The sequence below is a fragment of the Candidatus Pantoea formicae genome (genome assembly GCF_011752625.1).
GTDB lineage: Bacteria > Pseudomonadota > Gammaproteobacteria > Enterobacterales > Enterobacteriaceae > Pantoea > Pantoea formicae.
Window position 1 is genome coordinate 492,004 of record NZ_VWXD01000001.1, and the last position, 21,459, is coordinate 513,462.

Annotated in this window: 22 protein-coding genes; 17 read left to right on the forward strand and 5 right to left on the reverse strand. The window is 51.1% G+C overall.

Annotation, left to right across the window (positions count from 1 at the left end; translation table 11 throughout):
* Window position 1: 1 nt before the first annotated feature.
* From F3J38_RS02515 to F3J38_RS02550, 8 genes are all read left to right on the forward strand, one after another.
* The gene (locus F3J38_RS02515) at window positions 2–1,630 is read left to right on the forward strand and encodes a GMC family oxidoreductase (protein ID WP_167134791.1); all 1,629 of its coding nucleotides are present in this window, start codon (window positions 2–4) and stop codon (window positions 1,628–1,630) included.
* 2 nt (window positions 1,631–1,632) lie between these two features.
* Window positions 1,633–3,012 carry a c-type cytochrome gene (locus tag F3J38_RS02520; protein ID WP_167134793.1) on the forward strand — a complete coding sequence of 460 codons (1,380 nt, stop codon included), beginning with the start codon at window positions 1,633–1,635 and terminating at the stop codon, window positions 3,010–3,012.
* 59 nt (window positions 3,013–3,071) lie between these two features.
* The gene (locus F3J38_RS02525; protein ID WP_167134795.1) at window positions 3,072–3,572 is read left to right on the forward strand and encodes a sugar dehydrogenase complex small subunit; all 501 of its coding nucleotides are present in this window, start codon (window positions 3,072–3,074) and stop codon (window positions 3,570–3,572) included.
* 20 nt (window positions 3,573–3,592) lie between these two features.
* On the forward strand, window positions 3,593–5,197 hold the full coding sequence (locus tag F3J38_RS02530) for a GMC family oxidoreductase (protein WP_167134796.1): 1,605 nt from the start codon (window positions 3,593–3,595) through the stop codon (window positions 5,195–5,197).
* Complete coding sequence (locus tag F3J38_RS02535) at window positions 5,190–6,515, forward strand: cytochrome c (RefSeq protein ID WP_167134798.1); 1,326 nt, start codon at window positions 5,190–5,192, stop codon at window positions 6,513–6,515. The genes F3J38_RS02530 and F3J38_RS02535 overlap by 8 nt, the downstream gene beginning before the upstream one ends.
* A gap of 74 nt (window positions 6,516–6,589) precedes the next feature.
* A complete protein-coding gene (locus tag F3J38_RS02540) occupies window positions 6,590–7,483 on the forward strand; it encodes a dihydrodipicolinate synthase family protein (protein ID WP_167134800.1) in 894 nt (297 codons plus the stop codon).
* A 127-nt stretch (window positions 7,484–7,610) separates the two neighbouring features.
* Window positions 7,611–7,826 (forward strand): DUF1471 domain-containing protein, encoded by a 216-nt coding sequence (locus F3J38_RS02545; protein WP_084931675.1) that lies wholly within the window; start codon window positions 7,611–7,613, stop codon window positions 7,824–7,826.
* A gap of 91 nt (window positions 7,827–7,917) precedes the next feature.
* Window positions 7,918–8,067, forward strand: coding sequence for a hypothetical protein (locus F3J38_RS02550; RefSeq protein ID WP_167134802.1), 150 nt, complete (start codon window positions 7,918–7,920; stop codon window positions 8,065–8,067).
* Window positions 8,068–8,084: 17 nt separating this feature from the next.
* Here F3J38_RS02550 and F3J38_RS02555 read toward each other — a convergent pair whose 3' ends face one another.
* The gene (locus tag F3J38_RS02555; RefSeq protein ID WP_167134804.1) at window positions 8,085–8,924 is read right to left on the reverse strand and encodes an AraC family transcriptional regulator; all 840 of its coding nucleotides are present in this window, start codon (window positions 8,922–8,924) and stop codon (window positions 8,085–8,087) included.
* A 219-nt stretch (window positions 8,925–9,143) separates the two neighbouring features.
* On the opposite strand from F3J38_RS02555, the gene F3J38_RS02560 reads away from it, so the two are divergent.
* From F3J38_RS02560 to F3J38_RS02570, 3 genes are all read left to right on the forward strand, one after another.
* Window positions 9,144–10,448, forward strand: coding sequence for an alpha-glucosidase/alpha-galactosidase (locus tag F3J38_RS02560; protein WP_167134806.1), 1,305 nt, complete (start codon window positions 9,144–9,146; stop codon window positions 10,446–10,448).
* 90 nt (window positions 10,449–10,538) lie between these two features.
* A complete protein-coding gene (melB, locus tag F3J38_RS02565) occupies window positions 10,539–11,966 on the forward strand; it encodes a melibiose:sodium transporter MelB (RefSeq protein WP_167134808.1) in 1,428 nt (475 codons plus the stop codon).
* A 132-nt stretch (window positions 11,967–12,098) separates the two neighbouring features.
* A complete protein-coding gene (locus F3J38_RS02570; RefSeq protein WP_034829885.1) occupies window positions 12,099–12,314 on the forward strand; it encodes a YdgH/BhsA/McbA-like domain containing protein in 216 nt (71 codons plus the stop codon).
* A gap of 58 nt (window positions 12,315–12,372) precedes the next feature.
* Here F3J38_RS02570 and idnD read toward each other — a convergent pair whose 3' ends face one another.
* The 3 genes from idnD to F3J38_RS02585 form a co-directional block, all read right to left on the reverse strand.
* A complete protein-coding gene (gene idnD / locus F3J38_RS02575; RefSeq protein ID WP_167134810.1) occupies window positions 12,373–13,413 on the reverse strand; it encodes an L-idonate 5-dehydrogenase in 1,041 nt (346 codons plus the stop codon).
* An 8-nt stretch (window positions 13,414–13,421) separates the two neighbouring features.
* Window positions 13,422–14,783, reverse strand: coding sequence for an MFS transporter (locus tag F3J38_RS02580; RefSeq protein WP_205298087.1), 1,362 nt, complete (start codon window positions 14,781–14,783; stop codon window positions 13,422–13,424).
* Window positions 14,784–14,916: 133 nt separating this feature from the next.
* Complete coding sequence (locus F3J38_RS02585) at window positions 14,917–15,684, reverse strand: SDR family oxidoreductase (RefSeq protein ID WP_167134812.1); 768 nt, start codon at window positions 15,682–15,684, stop codon at window positions 14,917–14,919.
* 279 nt (window positions 15,685–15,963) lie between these two features.
* Here F3J38_RS02585 and F3J38_RS02590 point away from each other — a divergent pair, with 279 nt between their 5' ends.
* From F3J38_RS02590 to F3J38_RS02605, 4 genes are all read left to right on the forward strand, one after another.
* Window positions 15,964–16,665, forward strand: a complete 702-nt coding sequence (locus tag F3J38_RS02590; RefSeq protein WP_167135566.1) for a FadR/GntR family transcriptional regulator — start codon at window positions 15,964–15,966, stop codon at window positions 16,663–16,665.
* A 76-nt stretch (window positions 16,666–16,741) separates the two neighbouring features.
* A complete protein-coding gene (locus F3J38_RS02595; protein WP_167134814.1) occupies window positions 16,742–17,995 on the forward strand; it encodes an enolase C-terminal domain-like protein in 1,254 nt (417 codons plus the stop codon).
* A gap of 112 nt (window positions 17,996–18,107) precedes the next feature.
* A complete protein-coding gene (locus F3J38_RS02600) occupies window positions 18,108–18,608 on the forward strand; it encodes a GNAT family N-acetyltransferase (RefSeq protein ID WP_167134816.1) in 501 nt (166 codons plus the stop codon).
* A 143-nt stretch (window positions 18,609–18,751) separates the two neighbouring features.
* Window positions 18,752–18,961, forward strand: a complete 210-nt coding sequence (locus tag F3J38_RS02605; protein WP_167134818.1) for a YdgH/BhsA/McbA-like domain containing protein — start codon at window positions 18,752–18,754, stop codon at window positions 18,959–18,961.
* A 42-nt stretch (window positions 18,962–19,003) separates the two neighbouring features.
* Here the strand turns inward: F3J38_RS02605 and F3J38_RS02610 are convergent, their stop codons facing one another.
* Entirely contained in the window at window positions 19,004–19,762 is a 759-nt protein-coding gene (locus F3J38_RS02610; RefSeq protein ID WP_167134820.1) for an IclR family transcriptional regulator, read from the reverse strand.
* Between the two features lie 130 nt (window positions 19,763–19,892).
* Here F3J38_RS02610 and F3J38_RS02615 point away from each other — a divergent pair, with 130 nt between their 5' ends.
* Complete coding sequence (locus F3J38_RS02615) at window positions 19,893–21,023, forward strand: MFS transporter (RefSeq protein ID WP_167134822.1); 1,131 nt, start codon at window positions 19,893–19,895, stop codon at window positions 21,021–21,023.
* Window positions 21,024–21,131: 108 nt separating this feature from the next.
* Window positions 21,132–21,347: a YdgH/BhsA/McbA-like domain containing protein gene (locus F3J38_RS02620; RefSeq protein WP_034829885.1), complete on the forward strand. Its 216-nt coding sequence runs from the start codon at window positions 21,132–21,134 to the stop codon at window positions 21,345–21,347.
* The last annotated feature ends 112 nt before the right edge of the window (window positions 21,348–21,459 follow it).

Sequence of the window (21,459 nt, forward strand, 5' to 3'; positions counted from 1 at the left end):
TATGGCAGCTCCTTCTCAGTCACCTGTGGTGATCGTTGGCACCGGCGTGGTCGGTGTGGTGATCGCTGAGCAACTGCTAGATGCCGGCATTCCGGTATTGATGCTGGAAGCCGGTCCGCGCGTTTCGCGTGCCGAAATTGTTGAAAATTATCGCAATCTACCCTTAGCGGCCAAAGGTAATCCGATTGAGTGCTACCCGTCACGCGATTGGGCTCCGCATCCGGAGCCGGCAGGGGCGGGCAAAGGGTATCTGCAATTAAGCGGCGAAGACTCTTATGCGCAAAGCTATGTGCGCTATGCGGGGGGATCGACCTGGCACTGGGCGGGGACATGCTGGCGCTTAACGCCTGCGGATATGCAATTGCATTCTCGCTACGGCGTTGGCCGTGACTGGGCGTTTGATTATGAGACGCTGGAACCTTATTACGCCCGTGCTGAATATAAACTGGGCATTTGCGGACCGGACGATCCGGCACTGCAATGGCCTCCACTGCGTTCGAAACCTTATCCGATGCCCGCGCTGCCGTTTGGACCAGGTGAAGCACGCTTTACCGAAGTGGTGCGCGAGAAGCTGGGGTTGCACAACATTCCTACCGCGCAGGCTCGTAACAGCGGCATGTCCTATGACGATCGCCCAGCATGCTGCGCCAATAACAACTGTGTGCCGGTTTGTCCGGTGGGTGCGAAGTATGATGGTGCGACGGCACTTTCCCGCCTCGAAGCCAAAGGTGCCACCATCCTTGATAACGCCGTGGTGTGGCGTATTGAAACCAATGCTGGCAATCAAATCGAAGCGGTGCATTACTACGATCAGCACAAGCAAACCCATCGTGTCAGCGGTAAGTTGTTCATCATTGCGTGCAACGGGCTGGAAACACCAAAGCTGCTGTTGATGTCTGCTGATTCGCGTAACCCGAACGGCATTGCGAATAGCTCCGATCAAGTCGGCCGCAATATGATGGACCATCCACAAATCACTATGACCGTGACGCTGGATGAACCTTATTGGGCGGGCGTAGGACCGGTGGTGAACAGCGGCATTATGGAAACCTCGCAAGGCGATTTCCGTTCTGAGCATGCTGGAGCTTACTTCCGCTTCAACAACTTTGCGCGCAACCGCTTCGTCACCTTTGGCGCGCTGGAGAAAGGGCTGGTCGGGAAAGCCCTGGATGAAGAGATCCGTCGCATGACCGCCTGCACCGCCGATATCGTGCTGGCGCATGAGATCCTGCCTGATGCCAATAACCGCCTGACGCTGAGTGATAAAAAGGATTGGCTCGGTCTGCCGAAACCGGCCATTCACTACGATGTGGGCGACTATGTTCGCCGTTCGTACCAGAACTACTCCAAACCGATCGCTGACAAGATTGCCGAAGCGATGGGCGCGATCGATAAGAAGTTCTCGAAACAATACAACCAGAGCAAGCACATCATGGGTGGCACCATCATGGGTAACGACCCGGCTAATTCGGTAGTGGATAACGAGTGTCGCGCTCACGATCACCGCAATCTGTTCCTGCCGGGCGGCGGGGCGATGGCCAGTACCGCGTGCGGTAACAGCACCTTGACGATGGTGGCGCTCGCCTTTAAAGCCGCTGATGCCATCGTTAAACAGGCACAGGAGGCGTAATCATGTTAAAGCTAAAACAGATCGCGCTGGTCCTTACCCTGGCAAGTGGTGCCGCTCATGCCGCTGATAATGCCTTGGTCAAAAAAGGCGAATATTTAGCGGTAGCCTCAGATTGTACCGCCTGTCATACCGCAGAGCATGGACAGCCTTTTGCGGGTGGGAAAGTGATCGAATCACCGGTCGGTGAAATCATTGCCACCAACATCACGCCGTCTAAAATCGCGGGCATTGGCCAGTATAGCGAGCAGCAATTTGCTGATGCCGTGCGCAAAGGTGTGCGTGCCGATGGTGCTAATCTCTACCCGGCGATGCCTTACACCGCTTACGCCACGTTGACCGATGATGATATCCACGCGCTCTACGCTTACTTCATGTCTGGTGTTCAGCCGGTGGATAAGGCTACCGAAGAGACGCATTTACCATTCCCGCTCAATCTGCGCTTCTCAATGATGTTTTGGAACGCGCTGTTCTTAAAAGCGCCGGGCTACACACCGGATGCTTCTCAATCGGCGAGCTGGAATCGCGGTCGTTATCTGGTTGATGGTGCAGCACACTGCAGTACTTGCCACACGCCGCGTGGTTTCCTGATGCAAGAGAAAGAGGGAGATGCCTTTACCGGTGCGCAGGTAGGACCTTGGTTTGCACCAAACATTACCGCTAACGCAGTGAGCGGCATTGGCCAGTGGTCGCAACAGGATCTGATCACCTACTTAAAAACGGGGCGTCTTGCGGATAAGGCCCAGGCCGCAGGTAGCATGGCAGAAGCGATTACCCACAGTTTCCAGCATTTATCCGACGCAGATTTAGCGGCGATAGCCGAATATATGAGTAGCGTGACAGATAAAAATGCACCTGCTAGCGGTGCATCACGTTTCGAACAGGGCAAGGCAGCACAGAATTTAGTGGCGTTCCGTGGAGATGCGTTTACCGCACCCACCAGCGATGAAGGTGCACGTTTGTTCTCTGGAAACTGCGCGTCTTGTCATGGCAGCAGCGGTGAAGGAACAAAAGACGCATTTTATCCAAGCCTATTCCATAATAGTGCTACAGCGGAGCGCAATCCTTCGAACCTGATCGCCACCATTCTCTACGGTGTGCAGCGTCCTACCGCAAAAGGTGATGTCTTTATGCCACCCTTCGGTTCCCAGCCGAATGCGATTAATCACCTTGATGACCAACAAGTTGCCACACTATCGAACTGGATATTGCACCATTACGGTAACGTGGAAGTGACAGTTTCACCTGAGCAAGTGGCTGAGATCCGCCGTGGCGGCCCCTCTTCGCCGCTGGTGATGTTGGCGCAGGTTGGTGTTGGCCTCGGTGCGGTTGTGTTTGTTGTGCTGCTGGCGTGGTGGTTGATGCGCCGCAGAAATAAAAAATAGATTTAATTTCGACTCTGTCGCCCACGCGCTCGCGGGCGACGCTTTTACTGGAAGACATTATGACGCACTACTCACGCCGCCGCGTGTTAAAGATGGTCGGCCTGGTGACTATAGCCAGCGCCGCTGGCCAGCTTTTACCGTTGCCGCGCCTCAATGCCGCGCAATCACTGATTAATGTGACTGGGCTGGACGATTTTATGCAGGTCTCACAGTTGTTGACGCAACAAGAAAACCTCAATGCCACGGTGGGGCGTGCGCTATTGCTCGCCCTTACCCAAACGCAAAAAGGTTTTCTTCAGGCGTTAACGCAGTTGAAAACGCTGCTCCAGAATCAGCCAGCGCTGTTACAGCAGGATCATCTGACCTTTGCCGCTGACGCAGACAGCGAAAAGCTGGCAAAAGTGATTCTTGGTGGTTGGTACAACGGTGTGGTCGGCAAAGGCAATCACGCACTTTACGTCACTTACGTGAATACACTCGCCAATCTGCTGGTGGATGACAAATTAGTGCCGCCGGGCTTTTCTTACGGCGAGTGTGGTAGCTGGGCACAACAGCCCTGATTCAGAGAGTCATGTCGGTTATGAAAAATAATAATTCCGCTGATGTGGTCGTGATTGGCGCGGGCGTCAATGGCTCGCTGCTGGCGACACGTCTGGCAAAAGCCGGTAAATCGGTGCTGTTACTGGAATCGGGTCCGAAAGTCGGACGCGATCAACTCGTTGAGCGTTTCCGCGCGTCGGCGTTTAAATCTGACTTTATGTCACCGTATCCCTTCTCGCCAAAGGCACCTCATCCGCGCTATACGCCGGAGCCCAATGATTATTTGCATCAGGCGGGGCCACATCCCTTTGCTGCGCAATATATCCGTATGTTTGGTGGCACCAGCTGGCACTGGGCGGCGCAGTTGTGGCGTTTTGTTCCCAACGATTTCCGTCAGCACAGCAAGTATGGCGTGGGTAAAGATTGGCCGATAGGTTATGAGGACCTGGAAGATTACTACTATCAGGCCGAAGTGATTGCGGGGGTAGGCGGCTCACCCGACAATGGCTCACCGCGCAGTAAACCCTATCCGATGGAACGCGTGCCAGCCTCCTGGCTGCAACAGCGTGTGACGGCCCGCCTTGCGCCTGACTTTACCGTTCTGGATGACAGTACCGGTCGTAATAGCCACAGCTATGACGGTCGTCCTGCATGCTGCGGCAATAACAACTGTATGCCGCTTTGTCCGATTGATGCGCAATACCATGGTGGTATTGCGGCACAGCAGGCAGAGAACAGTGGCGTGAAAGTGATTACTGAAGCGGTGGTGTATCAACTCGAGCACGATGCTAAAGGCAATATCGTGGCGGCTAATTATTATGACTGGAACAAAGTCAGCCACCGTGTGACGGCAGAAACCTTTGTGCTGGCAGCTAACGCAATTGAAACACCGAAACTGCTGTTAATGTCGGTCAGTGACAAGTTCCCTAACGGCATTGCGAATGCACATGACAATGTGGGGCGTAACCTGTGCGATCACCCGGCGATTGGCGTCACCTTTGATGTCGATGAAGAGATCTGGCCAGGCCGTGGTCCTGTTAGCCCGTGCTCAATCGGTCAATTCCGTGACGGCGAATTCCGTAGTGAACATGCCCCATTCCGCATCGATATTTCTAACGCGTCTCAAGTCGCTGCTGTGACTAAAGAAGTGCTGGCTGAAGGTTTATTCGGCAAGAAGTTGGAAGAAGAGATTCGCTTCCGTGCTGCCCGACGACTCAGCATCAAGAATGCGCTGGAACAGTTACCCGATCCGAACAACCGTGTGACGTTAAGCAGCAACAAAGATGAGCTGGGCTTGCCAACACCTTCGTTGTATTGGGACGTCAGCGATTACGTCACCAAAGGCACCGAAAAAACGCGTGAATGCTATGACGCGATTGCGGCCAAACTCGGCGCAACCAACATCAAGCACAGCAAAACCGGCAAGTTCTCTAATCGTCAGCACATCACCGGCACGCTCTCTATGGGCCTCGACCCGGCGACCAGTGTGACTGATGCATGGGGGCGCGCACATGATCATCAGAACCTGTTTATGGTTGGCACCGGTGTGATGCCAACAGTGGGCACCTGTAACGTCACGCTCACGGCAATGGCGCTGGCTCTTCGTACCGCCGACAAAATCCTGCAGGAGACGCAACATGGCTAAGCACTGGAAAGCCCTGCTTGCAGCAGGCACGTTGGCGTTGGCTGTTTCACAAGCGCATGCAGCGGATGAGCAATTGATTAAGCGCGGGGAGTATCTGGCGATTGCCGGTGACTGCGGCGCGTGTCACACCGAAGAGGGTAAAGCGCCTTTCAGTGGCGGCCACGCGATTGCCAGCCCGTTGGGCACGATCTTCAGTACCAATATCACCCCCTCGAAAACGGCGGGGATCGGCCAATACAGCGAGCAGCAGTTTGCCGATGCGTTGCGCAAAGGGGTTCGCGGTGATGGCAGCCAGCTTTATCCGGCGATGCCGTATACCGCTTACGCGAAGCTAACCGATGAGGATGTCGCTGCATTGTATGCCTACTTTATGCAGGGTGTGCAGCCGGTAGATATTCAGCCAGAGAAAACGGCATTGCCGTTCCCCTTCAATCTGCGTTTCAGCATGGCAGCCTGGAATCTGTTGTTTATGGATAGTAAGCCCTTCCAGCCGGACGAGAAGCAGTCAGAAGAGTGGAATCGTGGTGCCTATTTGGTACAGGGGTTAACCCACTGCAGCACGTGCCACACACCACGTAATTTCTTGATGGCGGAACAGCAGGACAAAAACTTGCAGGGCGCGTCACTCGGTACTTGGTTTGCACCTGATATCACAGCTGCAACCTTGCAGGGCAAACCGCATTGGACACGTGAAATGTTGGCGCAGTATCTTGCGACTGGCCACGCCAGCAACGGGGCAACGGCGGGCGGCCCGATGCTGGAAGCGATCGATAAGAGCTTCTCGCGTATGACGCCAGAGGACCGCCAGGCTATTGCGACTTATTTGTTACCTCAGGATAGCGCCACTGCTGAACCTGCGCAGGCCAATCGTTGGACGCCGGTAAGAGGTGACGATACGCCGCAGGCCGTGTTAAGCGAAGGCGCACAGATTTATCGCAATAACTGTGCATCTTGCCATAACCTGACAGGCGAGGGGCTGAATGGACTACCGGCACTGCAAAATCATCCGGTGTTGAATAAGCCCAATGCAGACAATGTGGCGATGGCAGTCCTGCAAGGTGTTTGGCCTGAAAAGGGGCAAGGGATGATTGGCTTTGCCGGTCAACTCAACGACCACCAAATCGCTACGCTGACTAACTATGTGATGCAAGATATCGGGCACAGCAAGGTACAGATCAGCGAGGAGAGGGTGAAATCGCTACGTGCTGGTGGTGATGCTTCGCCGCTGATGCTGGTGTCGCGCATCGGCATGGCCGCTGCCGGGATCATCGTGGTGCTGGTGCTGTTCTGGCTAGGTTTCAGAAGGAAGGCCAAATAGTCAGCGGTTTGTCCTATGCCAAATAGTCAGCTGTTGTTAAGATGCGCTTTTACGTTATCTAACAGGAGCTGGCTATGTTTTCAGGTCTTAGTGCCTTTCCGCTGACCCCGGTCAATGCGACAGGCATTGATGAAAAATCCTTTCTCTCGCTTCTCGCGCGTCTAACAACGGCGAAAGTCGATTCGCTGGGCGTGCTGGGTTCAACCGGTAGCTACGCCTACTTTACCCGCGAACAACGTCAGCGCGTGGCGAGCCTGGCGGTTCAACACGCGGATGGCATTCCGGTTATGGTCAGTATTGGCGCAACCAGCACGGATGAGGTGTTGCGACTGGCGGAAGATGCGCAGCATGCAGGCGTAAGCGCTTTGTTATTACCTGCGGTTTCCTACCAAAAGCTCACTGAAGAAGAAGTGTTTGGCTTCTATACCGAGGTAGCGCGGAATGTTTCGCTGCCCATCTGTGTTTATGATAATCCAGGCACCACGCATACCGACTTTTCGAACCCGCTCTACGCACGGATAGCCGCGCTTTCCAACATTGCTTCAATCAAAATCCCCGGAGTGCCTGATGAGATAGCTAGCGCAAAGCAGCGCGTGAACACCTTGCGTGCGCATCTACCGGACCATATCCGTATTGGCGTGAGCGGTGATGCCGCGGCGGGCAATGGTTTGATGGCTGGCTGTGACGTTTGGTTTTCCGTCTGCGGCGGCTTGTTTCCCAACACGGCATTATTGTTCACGCAAGCTGCGCAGGCAGGCGATTTTGCCACCGTGGCAGCGCAGTCCCGTCGCCTTGAGCCGCTCTGGGCGCTGTTCCGGCAACATGGTGGCAGCATCCGTGTGATGTCGGCTGCGGCAGCGATCCTCGGCTTGGCTGATGAGAACAATTTGCCCAGACCACTGCGTGCTTTATCCAGTGAAGAGCAACGTGAAGTGCGGCAGGTAATTGAAACGCTTGAGTTATCCTGATTTTATTAACTATTAGTGCGATCATAATAATCGCACTAATAGTTAAGATGTAAATAGTTAGCTTGGTTATTATCACCTCCATCGAAGGCATACAGCCTTCTCATCAAACAAACCAAGGAATATGACCATGAAAACTATTAAAGCTATGTCGATCGCCGCTGTTGCCGCTCTTTCACTGATGTCTGCTGCCACCTTTGCGCAAACTGTGACCGCGACTTCACTGACTCTGGATGGTGCAGAAGCGAAAATCGCAGCACAGGCTCATCAGCAAAACGAACAATACAAAATTGTTGAAGCCAGCAACGGTAACGTCGTGCATATGACCGCAGAACTGTACAAATAATATCGGATGGTTGCACAGGGAAGTGCCGGAAAAGGCCGCCTTACGGGGCGGCTTTTTCCGTCTTAACACTCTCCGCAAAAGGGGCAGTCCCATGAAACAGAATCATCAAGATATTGATCAGCAAGCCAGCGCATTTGTCGATGCGTTAAGGGCGCAACGCCATGCCCATATGCCGATTATGCGTTTCCATCAGTGGCCGCACTTTATCTCAACGGTTAAATCGCTGATGGCAAAATCCTGACTGCGGCGTCGATGATGTTAAAGCTCTATACAGTCGCTGTTTGGAGGATAACGTTTTCGCCATTCTGTCGGTGGTAAATCAAAATGTTGTTTGAAAGCGCGAGAGAAATGGAGTTGATCGTTGTAGCCAACCGAATAGGCAATCACTTTGATGGGCAATGATGCATCTTGCAGTAACGTTTTCGCCATGTTCATACGCGTACGCAATAAATACTGTTTAGGCCCTACACCCAACGCTTTTTGAAACATTCGACTCAAATAACTTCGGTCAATTCGGCAATGGTTCGCAATATCACTGACCCCGATTGAGTTTTGATAGTTGCGTTCGATAAAGGCAATGGCATGATCCAGCTGCTTATTATCATTGCTGGTGGGGACAGCACTATTTTTCCCGCCACTGATTAATGCATCGAATAATAAACAGGTTAATCCAGCCAGTTTGATCGGACGATCGGCGTCTTCAGCAATCAATAATTTCCATAGCTCCTCCAGCGCCTGATGACCTCGTGGTAATGCTGCCGTCCAAACGGGGGTCTCTCGGTTAAGCCCACAAAGCTCAAAGGTGCGCTGCGCTATCAATCCATCTACCTCTAGCCACATATACTCCCAGGGGATTTTCTTATCGGCAGAGTAGGTGGTTATCTGATGCGGGAAGATTAAAAAAGCTTCCCCGGCTGAAACATCCCAATGTCCCTGTTCAGAAAGTAAACTCCCTTTACCAGCCAGAACATAGTGCAATAAATAATGTTGGCGTACTGCGGGGCCGAAAGTATGAGCGGGTACACAAGCCTCGTGGCCAAACTGATAAATATTCAAACCAAAATGCAACATATGTTCAGGCAGTAAATATTTTTCCATATCTAATCATTAATGAAAGGGGGTTTTTAAACTTTCTATCACACATTCTTAGCGGCTAGCACGCCGATTTACCTGATAAAAAGCAATGTGAGATATTCATCACACTTCCTTATTGGCAATCCCATTCTGCTATAAGGATGTCACATTTATACATATCACTTCTCCTGATCGTTGTTTATGTTTTATCGACACAGTCGTGCTGGAATATAAGGTGAAAAAATGAAAATAACGTTCATTGGAGCGGGGAGTACTGTTTTTGCCAAAAATGTGCTCGGTGATGTGCTGGCTGCTGCTCATATCGCTGATGCTGAGATTGCGCTGTATGATATTGATGCTCAGCGACTCGATGAGTCTTACAAAATGCTGACAAACATTAATGCCAATATTAACCAAAACCGCGCACGCATTCATCAATATGCGGGTGTTGAATTAAGACGTGAGGCATTAAAACAAGCAGACTTTGTGATCAATGCCATTCAGGTGGGGGGATATCAGCCCAGCACGATGATTGATTTTGATATTCCAAAAAAATACGGTTTGCGCCAGACCATTGCGGATACTTTGGGCGTCGGTGGGCTTTTTCGCGCCTTACGCACCTTACCCGTTATGTTTGATCTAGCGCGAGACATGGAAGAGGTTTGCCCAGATGCGTGGTTGCTCAATTATACCAATCCCATGGCATCATTGACGGGCGCAATGCTCAGATATACCGGCATTAAAACGGTAGGATTATGCCACAGCGTGCAAGTTTGCGCAGAAACGTTGTTAAAGAGCGTTGATATGCCAACTGACAATGTGGTGTTCAATATTGCCGGCATCAATCATATGGCATGGTTATTAGATATTCGACGCAATGGTGTGGATCTCTATCCTGAGATTCGACGCCGTTCACTGGCGTTGACAGAGCAACATGATGATAGGGTGCGACATGAGATCATGCATAAATTCGGCTATTACGTCACTGAGTCCTCCGAGCACAATGCGGAATACATGCCTTACTGGATCAAGCGAAATTATCCGGAATTAATTGAGCAGTTTAATATTCCGCTCGATGAGTATCCGCGTCGCTGCATTGAGCAGATTGAACGCTGGCATATGCAACGTGAGCAATTAACCCAAAATGAAAATCTCACCCATACCCGCAGCCTGGAATATGCGTCTTATATCATTGAAAGCATGATGCTTGATAAACCCTATAAGATTGGTGGTAACGTTCTTAACAACGGCTTAATCACTAATTTACCCCGTGAGGCCTGCGTAGAAGTGCCTTGTCTGGTAGATGCTCAAGGCATTACTCCCTGCTACGTTGGTAATCTTCCGCCACAGTGCGCGGCGCTGAATCGCACTAATATCAATACGCAACTCCTGACCATCGAAGCGGCGGTCACCGGCAAGAAAGAGCACATTTATCATGCGGCTCTGCTCGATCCTCATACCTCTGCGGAGCTCTCCATCGACGATACGATACGTCTGTGTGACGAACTGATTGCGGCACATGGCGACTGGTTGCCTTCATATCACTGATATTCAGAGAATTTCTGCTAAATTACCTGTGCGTGGAGGCAACTGCTTCATGGCTGTCGGTTGCCACCCGTTCAAGGAGGAGAGTCAATCATGAGTGTGTCGCTAAAGACCAAAATCAGCTATGGCCTGGGGGCGTTCGGCAAGGATTTCGCCATAGGCATCATCTACATGTATCTGATGTTTTACTACACCGATGTGGCCGGTATTTCGATGGGCATGGTCGCCACGTTATTTCTGGTGGCACGATTTCTCGATGCGTTAGCCGATCCTGTTATGGGATGGATCGTCGAACGCACCCGGTCCCGTTGGGGCAAATTTAAACCCTGGATTTTGCTGGGTACGTTAGTGAACTCAGTGATGTTGATTGCCGTGTTTCATGCTCATCATTTTCAGGGTACCGGCCAAATTGTGTGGATCTGGATAACCTATCTGCTGTGGGGATTTACCTACACCATCATGGATGTGCCATTCTGGTCACTGGTACCTTGCATTACGCTGGATAAACGTGAGCGAGAAGCATTGATTCCCTGGCCGCGATTTTTTGCCAGTTGTGCAGGCTATCTCACGGGGGTGATTGGATTACCCGCCATCCGCTGGTTAGGTGGCGGCAACCAAGGTGAGGGCTTTCTCTACTTCACTTACATCATCGTGTTTTTCTTCATCCTTTCTACCTTGGTGACGCTGCTGAATGTGCATGAGAGGTACTCCTCATCGCAAACAACAGCAAAAAGCGAACAACACAGTCTCGGCACCGTGCTCAGTATGATCACCCGCAATCGACCATTATTTGTATTGTTAATCATGGCATTGGCGTGGAACCTGGCTTATAGCATCATCACAGCATTCGCCGTGTATTACTTTAAATATGTTTTTGGACGCGAAGACCTTTTCCCGTGGTATATGGCATTTGCCGGTGTGGCTAACCTCATCACCATTGTGTTGTTCCCACGCTTAGTGCGCATTTTCTCCCGTCGGGTATTGTGGCTCAGCGCGTCGGTGCTGCCGGTGCTGAGCTGCTTTATGCTGTTCGCGATTGCTGTTTGGGCGCCGCAAGGCGCAGTGCTTATCTCACTGTCTGGTGTATTGGTGAATATTGGGAATGCACTCTTCTGGGTAATGCTAGTGATTATGGTGGCGGACACCGTGGACTACGGTGATTACGCGCTGGGTGTCCGCATTGAGAGCATTGCCTATTCTGTCCAAACCATGGTGGTGAAAGCAGGAGCTGCTTTTGCCGGGCTGTTTATCGGAATGGTGCTTAGCCTGATTGGCTATGTGCCAAATATGCAGCAAAGTGCATCAACCCTCTTAGGTATGCAGGCGATTATGGTAGGCGCGCCGTTACTCTTTTTCGCTATCACCGTGGGCGTTTATCTGCGCTATTACGCGTTGGATGGGCATTTATTGGATCAGGTGCAGCAGTGGTTACAAAATAAGTATGGTGCGCGACATGCAGCTGAGGCCACGCCTGAAGCAGAAGGCACCTTGCCTGCTCAGCAGGTCCGTAGTCCGATCTGATCCATAACCAAAAATACTATTAGTGCGATCATGATGATCGCACTAATAGTTAATAATGAAATGGTAAACTAGGGTATTATTATCCTCATTGAAGGCACACAGCCTTCACACACAACCCAAAGGAATAAGACCATGAAAACCATTAAAACACTGACCATCGCCGCTGCTGCCGCTCTTTCACTGATGTCTGCTGCCAGCTTTGCCCAGAGCATCTCCGTTGAGTCTTCAACGCTGGACGGTGCAGAAGCGAAAGTAGCCGCAGTAGCTCAGCAGCAGGGCGCACAGTACAAAATCACTGAAGCGAACACCAATAACCGTGTGCACATGACGGCAGAACTGTACAAATAATTTCAGTTTCTGCTTCAGCGTTAAGGCCGCCTCCGGGCGGCTTTGCTGTTTCTGAAACCTAGAACACTAACTGTACTTTTGCGGCCCTTTCCTTATCAGCGGCCAATTCGAGTGCGTCAACCGCCTGATCCATAGGCAGTTCTGCCGACAGTAACGGCAGAGGATCAATTTTACCCGTCTCCAACCAACGCACAGCGGTGGTAAATTCATCGACAAATCGAAACGAGCCGCGTAACTGTACTTCTTTAACCAAAAGAGGGCCGATTGGATAGGTAATCTCAGCCTGACCCATACCAAGCTGCACGATAATTCCGCCAGGTCGGGTATAGGCAACGACTGAGGCGACGGCAGCGGCGGCGCCGGAGGCTTCAAAGCAGACGTCGAAGCTGCCACCCTTCTCACGCCAAGCGCCAACGACCTCTTCATCACGTGGATCCCAGACCGAAGCCGCGCCCATTTTTAATGCCAGCGCACGGCAACGTTCGCTAAGATCGGTCGCCACCACTTCCGTTGCGCCTGAGGCTAGCGCAGCAGCAATCACCAAACATCCAATTGGCCCTGCGCCAGTGACCAAAACACGCTTGCCGGTTAAATCTCCAGCCTGCTTTATGCCGTGAATACAAACTGCAAGCGGCTCGGCAAAGGCGATCACTTTAGCCTCAACATTATCGGCGTAAGGGATGCACTGCTCTGGGGCGACCACCACATGCTGCGCGAAACCACCGTTCACATGGGGATAAAATTGTGCGCTTCCCATAAATCGCATCGAGCGGCAGAGATTTTGTTTACCTGAGCGGCAAATGTCGCACTGCTGACAGGGTTGCGATGGATTGATGGCCACGCGTTGTCCAGCCAACAAGTTGCTCTCCTGAGGCGCTTGCTCTACGATGCCAACAAACTCATGACCTAGTACCATCGGCGACTTCAACACCGACATGCCTGCTCGGCCGTGCAAGAAGTAATGGATATCTGAACCACAGATTCCTCCGCGCTCCACTTTCACCAGCACTTGATCGCTGTCCCAGGCAATGTCTTGATTCTCATACCGTACATCATGGGCTCCCGCCACCATGACGGCTTTAACCGTTTTATGCTGCATTATTGCTCCTAAGCGTTTGAAGGCGTTTTATATTTTTCATTGTCGCGCGGGGTAGGTTGTTCATCTGGAGAAACCATGACCTCGATTTTCCCCACCAGGAACAGATAAGCGATGAAACCCGCCAGTGCGACAGCTGCGATGTACCACATCGCATATTGGAAGTTTTGCGTACGTTGCAGAATGATGCCGATGATAATCGGGCTGGCGATGCCGGATAGGTTGCCAAAAATATTGAGAAATCCGCCAATGGTGCCAATGAGATGGCGTGGTATGACATCACTGCACACCACCCAACCGAGATTGGAGAAAGCATTGGCGAAAAAGGCGATAGAGAGAATGCCAATCGCTATGACGGGTTGGTCCTGGAAGAAATTCACCAGCGCAATCGAGCAAGTCAGTAGCATGCCTGACATCACAGGAAGTTTTCGCGCAAAGGTACGACTGCGACCGCGTTTCAGCAGCAGGTCACTTAATGTGCCACCGCATAACACGCCAGCCATGGCCATGATGTAAGGGAACATGGCGCCAATCCCGGCTTTGTCGATCGACAGGTGCAACCCTTTTTCCAGATAGACAATGAACCAGGTCAGGAAAAAATAGAGGGTCGACGATGCCGCGAACTGGGCAATAAACAGGCCCCATGTCGTGCGTTGACGCAAGATGAAGCGTACTTCAGGCCAGTTCACCCGCGTATTTGCTCCTTTGACTTCAGAACCGTAGCCACCGCCCTGGCGAATAATCTCCAGTTCCCCTTGATTGACCTGCGTGCTGTGTTGTGGATCGCGATAGCGAATCAGCCAGTAAATGCCAAATACGATGCCGACAGCGCCAGAAATATAAAATGACATCTCCCAGCCCCACTTGCTCACGATCAGGGAAAGCAGCGGGGTGAGTAGCGCAAGGCCAATGTATTGCGCACTGGAGTAGATTGCTGTTGCACGGGCACGTTCATGATCGGGGAACCATGTCGCAATGATCTTGGTGTTCGAAGGAAAAGAGGGCGCTTCAGCGATCCCCACCAAAGCGCGGCAAGCCAGCAGCATCATAAAGGAAGCGGTGGCGGTGGCGAAAAGATGGTGTGAAGCAAACCCCATCAACAGGGTGAATACACTCCACAATACAATTGCGCTACCATACAGCCAGCGGGAGCCGATACGATCCAGCAGATATCCCACCGGGATTTGGCTCATGGCGTAGAACCAGGTAAACATTGAGAACAGCAATCCGAGTTGCGTTGGTGAGAGCGCCAGGTCTCCCTGAATGTGAGAACCCGCAACGGAAAGGTTGGCACGATCCATATAGTTAATGGCCGTCACAACAAACAACATCGCCAGTATAGAGAAACGGGTACGAGTGGGTTTAATGTTCATTTTTAAACCTATGATTGTGAGCTGATGTTGTCGGTGAATGTGTTACCAAGCAGCGTTGTTATCTGTTTAATTTGATTTTTTACCCTGATTTGAGACATGTTCTGGCCTTTTTTTGAGGTAGGCAATCCGCGGCTTAAAGCGTGGCGAGCCAACCGCCGTCGACATAAATCATTTGCCCATTGACGTAGTTAGAGGCAGAGGAGGCCAGATACACCGCTGTGCCAATTAACTCATCAGGTTTACCCCAGCGTCCTGAGGGGGTGCTATTGCAAACCCATTGGTTAAATTCCTGATTTTCTACCAACGCACTGTTCATGTCGGTGAGGATATAACCCGGTCCAATGCCATTCGATTGGATGTTATGGACTGCCCATTCAGCTGCCATCGATTTCGTCAGTAATTTGATACCGCCTTTTGCTGCGGTGTAAGGGGCAACGGTTGCGCGGGCGGCTTCACTAGTGAGTGAGCCGATGTTGATAATTTTGCCACCGCTGTTACGCGCCACCATGCGTCGCGCTGCGGCACGAGCCACCAGGAAGGCACTGGTGAGATTGACATCTATTACGCGCTGCCAGTCACTTAAGGCCAGTTCCAGCATAGGCTTACGGAACTGAATGCCGGCATTATTGATGACGATATCCACGTGGATATTTTCTTCATCAAGCTGCGCGAAAACGCGCTCTATCTCATCCTCATTTGCGACGTTAAAGAGAAAGCCCCGCGCATTAAATCCCTGGGCTTTTAACTGTGCCAACGCGTGATGCATATGTTGTTCGCTGGTGCCATTGAGAATGACGGAAGCGCCAGCCTGCGCTAATCCTGTGGCGTAGGCAAAACCGAGTCCACGCGTTGAACCGGTAATCAAGGCCGTTTTTCCCGTTAAATCGAAAAGGGGTGGCATAATAACTCCTCATGTAACATGACTAACAAGTTGATGTGAGAGTTGTACGTGAGGTTGTAGGTAGCAGCAATAACCTGATCAATAAATTGCAGACTGTTTCACAAAAATGGGATAAGTCAGCAAGCTACGAAAATAGCGGGTTTATACTCAAGTGAATGAAATTCATATATTTTTATTGTGTTGGTCAAGAGATTTAAGAGTGATTAAAGAAAAAACGTCTTGTGCCATGACGGTGAAAAAGTTAAAAAGGCCAACATGTAGGACAAGTGAGTGAACAACGTGGCGCTGGCGAGTATTCAAAAACACAATATCGTGGATGTGATCTACGAACAGATGAAGCAGAACATTCAAGATGGCATCTGGGAGCCAGGCTGTAAGTTGCCTTCTGAAGCAGAACTCACGGCCACCTTCCAGGTCAGCCGAGTCAGCGTGCGCAGTGCTGTGCAAAAGCTACGTGATTTAGGTATCGTCATCACGCACCAGGGCAAGGGGACTTATGTTACCCGGGATGTCGCGCGCTATGGGGCATTCAGCGATAATCAGCCGATTTTGCATCTTTCTCAGGAAGAGTTTGACGATATGCGTGTGTTTCGCCAAACCGTTGAGTTTCGTTGCATGGAGTTGGCTGTAGAGAATGCGACTGATGAAGATATTCAGGTGTTGGAGAGTGCGCTCAATCGTATGCTCGTCAATCGGGATGATTACAAGAAGTACTCCCTGGCAGACTACGACTTTCATCTGGCCATAGTGAAAGCTTCGCATAACAAAATTTTCATTCATGTTATGGAGTCGCTCAAAGGCATCTATGTGCATTATCTCGAAGAGTTAAACCGTGTTCTGGGCATTACGCTTGAGAGCGTTGAAGCCCACATTAAGGTATTTATGGCGCTGAAAAATCGTGATGCAGATTTGGCAGCAGAGACGCTGAACAGTGCAATGACCCATAACGTGCACGCCATCGAAGATGTACGCCATAACTAAACATAGGAAAAGCCCATCGCGGCTTTTTTTATATCTCTAACATGTAGGACATCATACAAGATTAATGGGGATTAGCATGAGCCAACTTAAGATTACCAACGTAAAAACCATTCTCACCGCACCGGGAGGTATTGACCTGGTGGTGGTTAAAATTGAAACCAGCGAACCTGGGTTATACGGGTTGGGCTGTGCAACGTTTACACAACGTATTCATGCCGTCGCCTCTGCTATCGACAACTATATGAAACCGTTCTTAATAGGTAAGGATCCCGCGCGCATTGAGGATATTTGGCAATCGGCAGCGGTGAGTGGCTACTGGCGAAATGGTCCGGTCATGAACAACGCACTTTCTGGCGTCGATATGGCCTTGTGGGATTTGAAAGGTAAAGTGGCTGGGCTACCAGTGTATGAACTGTTGGGTGGGAAGTGCCGTGATGGTATTGCTCTTTATCGCCACTGTGACGGTGCAGATGAAGTTGAAGTTGAAGATAATATTCGGGCCCGTATGGAAGAGGGTTATCAATATGTACGCTGCCAGGTTGGCATGTACGGCGGTGCCGGCACCGATGATTTACGTCTGATCGCCGGTAAGTTGGCTAAGGCACGTAATATTCAGCCGAAGGTGTCACCTCGTAGTCAGACGCCGGGCGTCTATTTCGATCCCGAAGCTTACGCGCGTGCGGTGCCCCGTTTGTTTGATCATCTGCGCAATAAAATTGGTTTCGGTGTGGAGTTTATCCATGACGTTCATGAGCGCATCACACCCATAGCCTCAATCCAAATGGCGAAATCGCTGGAAGAATTCCAGCTGTTTTTCCTCGAAGATCCTGTCGCCCCTGAGAACATTGATTGGCTTAAAACATTACGTACACAGAGCAGTACACCGATCGCGATGGGCGAGTTATTTACCCAGATTAACGAATGGAAGCCTCTGATTCAAAACCAGCTTATCGATTATATTCGTTGCCATGTCAGTACCATCGGCGGTATTACGCCTGCCAAAAAGCTGGCGACTTTTGCTGAACTCTATGGCGTAAGAACCGCCTGGCATGGACCTGGTGATATTTCACCGGTTGGCGTGGCGGCAAATCTGCATATCGACATGAGTATTACCAACCTCGGTATCCAGGAATATACCCCGGTCAATGATGCATTGCAGGAAGTCTTCCCTGGCTGCCCAGAAATTGATCGTGGTTACGCTTATCTCAGTAGTCGCCCTGGCTTGGGGGTGGATATCGATGAAACTCAAGCGGCTAAGTATCCCGTAAAAGGTGACTTGCCAGAGTGGACGAACGCGCGCCTGCCGGATGGCTCGGCCGCAAGGCCTTAATGATGGCCGCCTTTGGGCGGCATAGTCGTTTCACCTTACCAACCCGTGTTCTTCTTTGTGAGCGTCTTTCGCTATGCTTTAACACAACAGCAAAATACAAAGGAGAACCTTAATGGGGAGTGATTATCGTATAACCAGCGCACAGCCTACAGACTTTGACGCAATCGTTGCATTGCTTCAAAAGAATGCAGCTGGTAATGGCGGCGCTTTAAACGGGAATTATCCGCCAGAGCGTGTGGCCAATATGCTCGATCGCGCCACTGCCTATACGCTGGTAGCTAAGCGCGAGGGTACGGTGGTGGGTATCTTATTCAGTGCGTTATCCGCGGAAAATTCTCCCCCTGTGGTGTCAGCCATGTTGGAGGCCTGGCCACCCGGCAGAGAGTGTTGGCTGTATGGTCCGGTATGTATTGCAGCAAGTGAACGCGGTCAGGGATTATTGCGGCCATTATATGCGGCAATGCGGGAACATTATGGTTCAAAAACTCCGGTGTTATTCATCCAATCCAACAATATTCCCTCGTTACGTGCGCACCAGCATCTTGGCATGCAGGAGGTGGCGCGATTTGATTGTGACGATGAGAGTTTCTGGGTTTTAACCGATGCAGCTTAGGTAAGGCCATATTGAACAGCGTTCAAATTTTTTGAACTCTATCAGCAAATCCTTCAGCTTTTACTCAACGAGAAGCAGGTCTATTATTTCTCACATCGAGGCGGTACGCCTCAAAAACTGAAAATTACTCTGAGGAAATGACCATGAAATCTATCAAAACTTTCGTTGCAGTTACTGCTCTTACCCTGGTTTCATTCGCGAGTTTCGCACAAAGTATCTCTGTTGATGCTTCGACTCTGGACAGTGCAGAAGCGAAAATCGCCGCCGTAGCTCAGCAACAAGGTGTTCAGTACAAAATTACTGAAGCCAACACCAACAACCGTGTGCACATGACGGCTCAGTTGTATAAATAAGCTCGCCACACACGATATTAAGGCCGCCTACGGGCGGCTTTGTCATTTGTGCAAACCGACAAGCAGCGACTCGATTTCAGTTTTTGCCTGCAACAAAGCCGCGAGAAGCTGTGGAAACTGCTCATCAAAGCGTAATGATGGCACTGCAATGGCCAGCGCATAACGCTCCCCTGGCCCGGTGTTCAGGGCGACACTGATACCACATACACCACGCGAATGCTCTTCGCGATCTACCGCATAGCCCTGCTCACGAACCTGCTGAATGGCCTTTAAGATAAGCTGAGGATCTCGCAGAGTATTTACGGTACGCACATCGTTCAACTGTGGAAGTAATGCCGAGACGACATCATCCGTTTGTTCAGACAATAACGCTTTACCATGCGCAGCGCAGTGCGTGGGAAAGGCAGTGCTGATGGATGAGACCACGCGCAATTCCTGATCGGAAGCATATTGGCTGACCAGAACCGTATGGCTGCCGCGCCAGACGCATAAATCGACCGTTTCTCGCGTGCGACGTCCAAGCGTTTCCATCGCTGGCTGAGAGAGCGCGATAATATCGGTATGTGCCGAAGCGGCAAGTCTAGCTAGCGCCGGACCCAGCTTAATGCCTTCACTGCCCTGTAGCAGCAACTGCTGAGAAATCAACGAAGTGACCAGTCGATGTACCGTGGTGCGCGGTAGTGCTGTCAGTTTTGACAGCTCGGACATGCTTAATCCCGTTGGTCGATTTTCTAACGCCCGCAAAATAGTCGCGGCACGTGCAATAACCTGCGAACCGTTAGCTTCTTTGTCTGCAGCCATCATTCTTCCGCTATATCGATTTTAATGCCCGCCACTATAGCACGGTAGCCATTGACAATATTTAGCGATGCCGCAACACTCATGTCCACTAGGTGGATATAAACACCATTATTCGGATGAAACAAAAATTATGATTCCAATTAAACCTGCAGGCTCTATCACGCTCCTGGCTGTCAGTTGCCTGACCATTATGGTGGGATGCGTGATTGTGCCGGGATTGAGTGACATTGCCGCGCAATTAAGGGTTGCTTATCTGGCAAGCTGGTTGGTGACGCTGCCTGCGCTGGGCGTGATACTGGCAGGGCCATTAGCAGGTAGAGCGATAGACCGTTTTGGTGCCTATCCTATGCTGTTGATTGGGCTTTTCTGCTATGGCGGATTGGGCGTGGCAGGTATGTGGTTGCCTGGCGCAGTGCCACAAATCATCGACCGCATCATACTGGGGTGTGCAACAGCGGTGGTGATGTCTGCCGGGACCAGCTTAATTGCCATTTTTTATCAGGCCGAAGCCCGATTAAAGATGATCGCGCGACAAGGCATGGCAATAGAGTTGGGTGGCGTAGTGTTTCTCTTTGTGGGTGGGATTCTGGCCTCCGCAAGCTGGCGTTATCCGTATGGGCTTTATCTATTCTCTTGGGTGTTGCTGGTGTTGGTGCTCATTTGCGTCCCGCGCCCTCAGCAGCAAATGAGAGCGGAAACAATAGAAGACGCCGTAACGAGTAGCGATCGCCAGTTGCGGCCGGTATGGCTGGCGGCGTTCTGTTCCATGATCTGTTTTTTCACCGCCGTCATTATGCTTCCGCAACGATTCGCTTTGATGGGTGCTAATGCCGCACATATTGGCTATTTTCTCTCATTTGTCTCGCTGGTTGCGGTGTTGGCCGCAGCATTGATGCCGCATGTGGCGCTGCAATTCGGCAACTATCCCACGCTGATCATGGCGTTCATTTGCTACTTGTTGGCACATCTCGAATTTGCAGCAGCCCCCAATGTCGTGTTGTGCCTGCCTGGCGGCATATTATTAGGCATGGGGTTTGGCCTGTCAGTGCCTCTGGTGAATCACATGACAGTTGAAACCAGTCAGCCACATGAACGTGGGCGCCAATTGGCGCGCTTATCAATGGCGATTTTTGGCGGACAATTTATGGCGGCGTTCATGACTTACCTTCCTGGCCACTTATCGATGGCCTTTATTGCCGCCGCCGTGTTAGCTGCAATCAACATCATAGCGATGCGTCAGATCTTAGTGAGATATAGTTAGCATGATCATGATGATCGCACTAATAGTTAATATTGAAATGGTAACCTAGGGTATTATTTTTCCATCGAAGATACACAGCCTTCACACACAACCCAAAGGAATAAGACCATGAAAACCATTAAAACACTGACCATCGCCGCTGCTGCCGCTCTTTCACTGATGTCTGCTGCCAGCTTTGCCCAGAGCATCTCCGTTGAGTCTTCAACGCTGGACGGTGCAGAAGCTAAAGTAGCCGCAGTAGCTCAGCAGCAGGGCGCACAGTACAAAATCACTGAAGCGAACACCAATAACCGTGTGCACATGACGGCAGAACTGTACAAATAAGTTCAGTTTCCGCTTCAGCGTTAAGGCCGCCTCCGGGCGGCTTTGCTGTTTCTAGAGCCTGTTATCGGCTACAGTGATCTGGCCGGAAATGTCCCTGGCTTGTCTCTCACCT